We start from the raw sequence: 2,142 nt of genomic DNA, 5'->3' as shown, positions 1-2,142 counted from the left end.
CGGGTGTCGTCCGCATTTTCGGTCACTTTCCGCAGTCGCCCGTTCGACACATTCATCAGCGGCTTAGGAACACGGATGCTGATGAGCATGCTGTCGGTTTCGTCGTACATGTGGTCCTTACAGGGCCACCATACGCTGCTGCCCAGGCCCTGGCAACTCGTCGCCACGAACGGCTGCCCGTTACTGTCGCGCGCCCACTGCACGCCGCCTTCCCAGGGCGGATTGATAGCGATTTTGGGCTTTCCAGAATAAAAAACCTGCACCGATTCATACTGATCGGCTTTTTGTTTCTTTTGTAAAGAAATAAAATAAGCGTTGCAGTCGCGGCGGAACTTTAATTCCTGCCCATCCTGCGTGACTCTGGAAATGGCCAAAGGCGGTTGCAGGTCGATTTGCATAGTTTGGTGGGGCTTCATCACTTTGTAAAATACCGTATTGCTGCCATCGAGGCTGCTATCCGCCGGATGGGCGGCGATGTCGAGGTGGTAGTAGGTCAAATCCCACCAGGCTCGTTCGGGCGTGATGGAACCACGCAGCGTGTCCTGATGCGTGAAGGTGGGTTTTTGGGCAAAAAGAAAGCCGGGAATTGCCGCCAAAAATAAGACGGCGAAGAGGTATTTTGACATGGATTTTAAATCGGACAAAGTTTACAATTCGTTGGCCAACACCTCCCACACATTGCCAGCCACAATTCGGTGTCCCTCGGGCGTCGGATGAATGCCGTCGGCCTGGTTGAGGTCGCGAATGCCGCCCACGCCTTCCAGCAGAAAGGGAATCAAGGTGACGTCGTTTTCTTCGGCCAATTCGGTATAAAGGTCGCGGAATTCGGTGGCGTAGGTTCTCCCCATGCTGGGCGGAATCTGCATCCCGGCCAGGATGATTTTGGCGGCGGGGTACTTAGCCTTCACTTTGTCCATGATTGCTTGCAGGTTCTGGCGCGTTTCGGTGAGCGGGATGCCGCGCAGGCCATCGTTGCCGCCGAGTTCCAGGACGAAAACATCCACGGGTTGACGCAGCACCCAGTCGATGCGGCTATTGCCGCCGGAGGTAGTTTCGCCGCTCACGCCCGCGTTGACTACCTTATATGACAAACCCAGCGAGTCGAGTTTGTCCTGAACCAATGCCGGGAATGCTTCAGAAGGCTCGACACCGTAGCCCGCCGTCAGGCTGTTGCCGAAAAAGAGAATAGTAGGTTCCCCACGTGCAGCCGTGGCCGTCTCGCTCGGCGCAACCGACTCTTGCTGGGTAGTTTCGGTAGTTTTATTTTCGGAACAGCCAGCCAAAAGGGCGATCAGGCAAAGTGTTCCGGCAAAATTTGAAAAAAAACGCATGATTCTTCGAAAAACAAAATGGTCAACTCAATGTAGGTTCATTCCCGGACAATTGCTATTACAGCACATCCGATACTCTGAACCAACAACGAAACAGGGCAAAATATTCCGTCCGCTCGTCCGTTTCGCGTTGTAGGTTAATTTTCAAGTATCTAGTTTTGCCAAAAATAAAGCACATAGCCCCGCCATGAAGTTTCTCTCGATCCCAATTTTCCTGGCTTTCCTAGGTCTGATCGGCCTGAACGCCGCCTGCGGCTTGCTTCCCGCCGAAGAAACCACCTCCCCGCCCGACGCGCCCGTCCACACGCTGGTGTTTTTGGACAAAACGCAGAGTGTCAACGTCAACGAAGCCTTCGTGCAGCAGAAGTACCACCAGGCGCTCAACGATCTCGTGGAGCGTAATATGGCAAACAAGGGCGACCAATTGGAAATTTACTTCATCCACGAAAACACCTCAAAAGCAAAAGCACTCTCCCTAACGGTGCGCTCCGAAAAAGAAAGCATCGAAAACGCAAACGCCACCGACCGCGAAACCATCGAAACGGCCTTCCAGATGTCGCTGCAACGGGAAAAAGGCATTTTCCTGCGTCAGGCTATGGCCAAACTCAATCAGCAGAACACGGGCGCCTCGAACCAAATGACGGACATTTTGGCCAGCCTGCCCATTATTGCCAAAGCCGCCGAAGACGGGGCGCAAGTGCGGGTCTATTATTTCAGCGACATGATCGAAAGCGTGAAAGGCCCCGACCGCCGCGACTTTCATATCAACCCTCCCAAGGATGACGCAGAGGCCGAAACATGGGCCAAAGCC

General features: G+C 53.9%; 2 protein-coding genes and 1 pseudogene. 1 reads left to right on the top strand and 2 read right to left on the bottom strand.

Going from position 1 to position 2,142, the window contains the following annotated elements; all coding sequences use genetic code 11:
- Window positions 1–626: pseudogene (locus ACEW8P_RS02940) on the bottom strand (M1 family peptidase); the annotation flags it as partial.
- A 21-nt stretch (window positions 627–647) separates the two neighbouring features.
- Window positions 648–1,331 carry an arylesterase gene (locus tag ACEW8P_RS02935; protein ID WP_373511616.1) on the bottom strand — a complete coding sequence of 228 codons (684 nt, stop codon included), beginning with the start codon at window positions 1,329–1,331 and terminating at the stop codon, window positions 648–650.
- 187 nt (window positions 1,332–1,518) lie between these two features.
- On the opposite strand from ACEW8P_RS02935, the gene ACEW8P_RS02930 reads away from it, so the two are divergent.
- Window positions 1,519–2,142, top strand: a 624-nt coding sequence (locus ACEW8P_RS02930; protein WP_373511615.1) for a hypothetical protein, incomplete at its 3' end; no start/stop codon positions are given.

The sequence above is a fragment of the Persicitalea sp. genome (assembly GCF_041751555.1).
Classification (GTDB): domain Bacteria; phylum Bacteroidota; class Bacteroidia; order Cytophagales; family Spirosomataceae; genus Persicitalea.
This window is presented reverse-complemented; position numbering and strand designations above follow the sequence as displayed.